This window comes from Pseudactinotalea sp. (assembly GCF_048594945.1).
In the GTDB taxonomy this organism is placed as follows: Bacteria; Actinomycetota; Actinomycetes; order Actinomycetales; family Beutenbergiaceae; genus Pseudactinotalea.
In genome coordinates this window covers 1-4,131 of sequence record NZ_JBMDXJ010000105.1, presented here as the reverse complement: position 1 = coordinate 4,131, position 4,131 = coordinate 1, and the positions used below count along the sequence as shown (strand labels likewise).

4 protein-coding genes are annotated in these 4,131 nt (G+C 68.3%); 3 read left to right on the top strand and 1 reads right to left on the bottom strand.

The genetic code is table 11. The features are described from left to right. The 3 genes from ACOJSN_RS04975 to ACOJSN_RS04965 all read left to right on the top strand — a co-directional run. Nucleotides 1–813: NAD(P)-dependent oxidoreductase (locus ACOJSN_RS04975; protein WP_420111404.1), on the top strand; the 813-nt coding region annotated here is incomplete at its 5' end. A gap of 45 nt (nucleotides 814–858) precedes the next feature. After that, on the top strand, nucleotides 859–2,097 hold the full coding sequence (locus ACOJSN_RS04970; protein WP_420111403.1) for a glycerate kinase: 1,239 nt from the start codon (nucleotides 859–861) through the stop codon (nucleotides 2,095–2,097). Between the two features lie 20 nt (nucleotides 2,098–2,117). Next, nucleotides 2,118–3,077 carry a D-2-hydroxyacid dehydrogenase gene (locus ACOJSN_RS04965; protein ID WP_420111402.1) on the top strand — a complete coding sequence of 320 codons (960 nt, stop codon included), beginning with the start codon at nucleotides 2,118–2,120 and terminating at the stop codon, nucleotides 3,075–3,077. A gap of 232 nt (nucleotides 3,078–3,309) precedes the next feature. Here the strand turns inward: ACOJSN_RS04965 and ACOJSN_RS04960 are convergent, their stop codons facing one another. Beyond that, nucleotides 3,310–3,765 carry a hypothetical protein gene (locus ACOJSN_RS04960; protein ID WP_420111401.1) on the bottom strand — a complete coding sequence of 152 codons (456 nt, stop codon included), beginning with the start codon at nucleotides 3,763–3,765 and terminating at the stop codon, nucleotides 3,310–3,312. Nucleotides 3,766–4,131: the final 366 nt, after the last annotated feature.

Below are 4,131 nucleotides of genomic sequence, written 5' to 3'. Positions count from 1 at the left end.
GCAGGTCACGAGGTCAAGGTGTACGGCGCGAGCGACCGAGCCCGCGCACGAGCAGCGGATACCGGCGGTGAGGTGGTCGACTCAGCGGCCGAGGCCGCCGCGTGCGAGGTGCTCATCACGATGCTCCCGGACGGGCCGGTGGTCCACGACGTGCTGCTGGGTGACGGCGGCGCCCTCAGCCACCTGCAGCCCGGGGTGATCCTCATCGACCACAGCACGATCAGTCCGGCCGAGGCGCTCGCGGTGCACGAGGCCGCGGCAGCCGCCCAGGTGCGTTGTCTGGATGCGCCGGTCAGCGGCGGCGAGGCCGGCGCGATCGAGGGCGTCCTCTCGATCATGGTCGGCGGTGATCGCGCCGTGTTCGAGGCGGCGCAGCCCCTCCTCGAGGTGGTCGGATCCACTATCGAGCTGGTGGGGCCTGCCGGTTCCGGCCAGGTGGTGAAGGCCGCCAACCAGCTCATGGTCGCCGGCCACATCCAGATGCTCGCGGAGGCGCTGGTCTTCCTCGATGCGCACGGCGTGGAGGCCGATACCGCGCTCGACGTCCTTGCCGGCGGACTCGCGGGGAGCACGGTCATCACGCGCAAGCGGGATGCGATGCTCACGCGCAGCTTCGCGCCCGGATTCCGTATCGCACTCCACGACAAGGACCTCGGCATCGTGGCCGACGCCAGCAAGGAGCAGGGCCTCGCACTCCCGCTCACTGCTGCCGTCACCGCACTCATGCGCTCCGCACGGCGTCGCGGCTATGAGGACCTTGACCACTCCGCGCTGCTGCAGCTGGCGCTCGACCTCAACGGTGATGACCGATGACCCAGGAGCAGAGAGGCACCTTCCACGCTCTGGACGGACGATGACATGTCGCCGGCGGTGAGCACGCCGGAGGCGGTCGCCGGAGGCGGACCGCGGGTGCTGCTCGCACCTGACAAGTTCAAGGGCACGCTCACCGGCCGGGAGGCCGCCGATGCCATGGCCGCCGGCGTCCGCGACTGGGCGCCGGATGCCCAGCTGCGGCAGGTCATCGTGGCCGATGGTGGTGAGGGCACGGTCGACGCCGCGCTCAGTGCCGGGGCGAGCGCCGTCGAGACCACCGTGCAGGGTCCGCTGGGCGACCAGGTGACGGCGGTCTGGGCCGCGCGCGGTTCCATGGCGGTCATCGAGCTGTCGGCGGCGAGCGGGCTGCAGCTCCTCACGCCCTCGGACGCGACGGCCGGTCGGGCGCACACCTTCGGCACCGGCGAGCTGATCCGTGCCGCTCTCGATCAAGGTATGACGCGCATCATCGTCGGGGTCGGAGGGTCGTCGAGCACCGACGGCGGTACAGGCCTTCTACGCGCCCTCGGTGCCAGGTTCTTCGACTCGTCGGGGACGATGCTCGAGCTCGGCGGTGCCGATCTCGTGCGCCTCGCAGGGATCGACCTCAGCGAGCTCGATCCTCGCCTCGACGCAGTAACGCTGACGGTCATCTGCGACGTCGCCGCACCGCTGCTCGGACCCGACGGCGCCGTTGCCGGATTCAGCACCCAGAAGGGTGCGGGTCGCCAGACACAGGACGTGCTCGAGCGCGGGCTGGTGACGCTCGCCGCACAGATCGATCGGGTGACAGGACGCGACATCGCGGCTCTGCGCTGGGGCGGCGCTGCTGGCGGCACGGCGGGAGGCTTGCATGGTGTGCTGGGCGCTCAGTTCGCCAGCGGGATCGACTTCGTCGCCGAGCTCACGGGACTGGCCGAGCACCTCGCGTGGGCGGACCTGGTCGTCACCGGTGAAGGGTCGTTCGACCGCCAGTCGTTGCAGGGCAAGGCGCCGCTCGGCGTCATCGAGCGTGCAATGGCTGCCGACGTGCCCGCCGTGGTGGTTGCCGGCCGCCTACAGATGGATTGCGAGCAGCTCCGGCTGACCGGCGCGAGCTCGTGGGCATCGGCGGAGGAGGCCGCGCCACAGCCGCAGGAGGCGGTGGGTCCGGATGCAGCGCGCTGGGTGCGAGCGGCCACGGTGCGTGCGCTCCAGACCCTGAGCGCCGGGACGCCTGACATGCCGACCGAACGGGCGAAACTCGGCGATCGATGGTGCTCGACGCCGTCGGAACTCTCATGACGCTACGAGAAGGAGACGCAGTGCCGAACCACGAATCCCAGGAACTGATGGTGGTAGCCGGGCGACAGAGCCCTGAGAGCAGGGAGAGGATCCTCGCGGCGGCAGGCGATCTCCCGGTGCACTTCGTGGCGAGCCTGCAGGATGCGGGTGAGTTGCTCGCCGACGCGGTCGCCGTGGCCGGCACGCTCACGGCCGAGCACCTGGCGGCAGCGCCCAACTTGCGCTGGGTGCACAGCTGGACCGCCGGCGTGAACAACGATCTGACTCCGGAGATGGTGGCCAGCGACGTGGTGCTGACCTCGTCGGTGGGCAACGGCGCGATCCCGCTGGCCGAGCACTCGATGCTGCTGATGATGATGCTCGACCGGGAGGTGCCGCGGTGGATGGCGAGTCAGCAGTCGCAGGCCTGGGAGCGCTTCACCCATGGCGAGCTCATCGGTAAGACGCTCGGCATCTACGGCGTGGGGCACTCAGGCAGCGACCTCGCGCTGAAGGCACAGGCCTTCCACATGCGCGTGCTTGGATGTCGACGCAACTACCGGACGGCGGTTCCCGGAATCGACCAGATGTACGGCCCGGACCAGGTGAAGGACTTCGTGGCCGAGTGTGACTTCGTGGTGGTGACGGCACCCTTCACGCCAGGCACTTCCGGTGTCTTTACAGCTGACGTCTTCCAGGCGATGAAGCCGACTGCATTCTGGATCTGCATCTCTCGCGGTGGGATCGCGGATGACGATGCCCTGCTGCAGGCGCTTGAGGAAGGCTGGATCGCTGGCGCCGGGATCGATGCGCACGGGGTGGAGCCGCTGCCCAGCGACAGTCCGTTCTGGACCGCACCGAACACGATCATCACGCCGCACAACGGTGCGACCACGGCAGGGACAGCACGGCGAGGGGTGGAGATCTTCGTCGACAACCTCCGCCGCTTCGTGGCGGGCCAACCGTTGCAGAACATCGTCGACAAGGTGAACGGCTACTGAGCGCCGTGCCCGGGGCCAGTAGCCACAAGGAGCCTCGAGATCCATCGACGGGTGAACGATGACGAAGTGCCGTATCAACCGGAGCCGACGCACCGTGCTCATCATGACCGCGATGACTTGCTGAACCCCCGTCTGTCGAACTATTCACATTTCTACTGTTCTTGATAGATAGGTTCGGTCAGCGGTTCCTGGTGGAGGGGATCGCGACCACGGGGATCAAGTGACCGCGGTATCAGGACTCGTCGGCGGAGGCGACGATCCGGTCGAACTCGGTGGGCACCTCGTCCTGCGAGGAGCACTGCAGGAAGGTCGACTCGCCGGGCTTGATGCCCGAGCCCATGCAGCTGATCGTGGCGACCGCAGCGGAGTCCTGCTCCAGCGTGATCACTACCTCGGCGTAGGTGATCTCCTCCCCGTGGTTCTCGGCGACGAGGTCGGTGATCGTGAGCTCGCCGTAGAGCGCACGAAGCTCCCAGCTGGCCTCGTAGGAGAGGCCGTTGAACACGAAGGGATCGCCTTCAGTGATGACGATCGGTTCGTCGGGAGTCGTGGGTTCGCTGGTGGGCCCCGACCAGTTCGTGTAGACCAGCCAGAACACCACGCACCCGATCACGAGCACGCCCACCGCCACGAGAGCGGCGAGCAGCTTCCGCCGAGGACGTGGCGCCGTTGCGTTGTTCCCGCTCATCGAAGCGGACACACCTTTCGGCCGACTCGGCGTGTCAGTGCGGACATGCGGACCACGGTGCCATAGCAGACCAGTGGCGAGCTCCGCCGTCGTCATCCACAGGCCGCCAACGGCGGCCCGGTTATCCACAGATCGCGACAGACCGGGTGGCGGAGCCTCGCGTGACCTCGGCAACCTGGTCGGACCAGCGGATGAGATCGGGGGTGGCGAGTGAGCGGGTGGAGTCTGGATCCAGCGGCGATCGGGTCGATCGTCGCGGCGGTGGGTGAGTTGCGGCCCGACTTGGATGCGGCGGTCTCGGAATACCGGGTGGAGCAGGTGTTCGAGTACCTGTCATGGGGCGGCGGGCTCACCGCGGACGTGGCG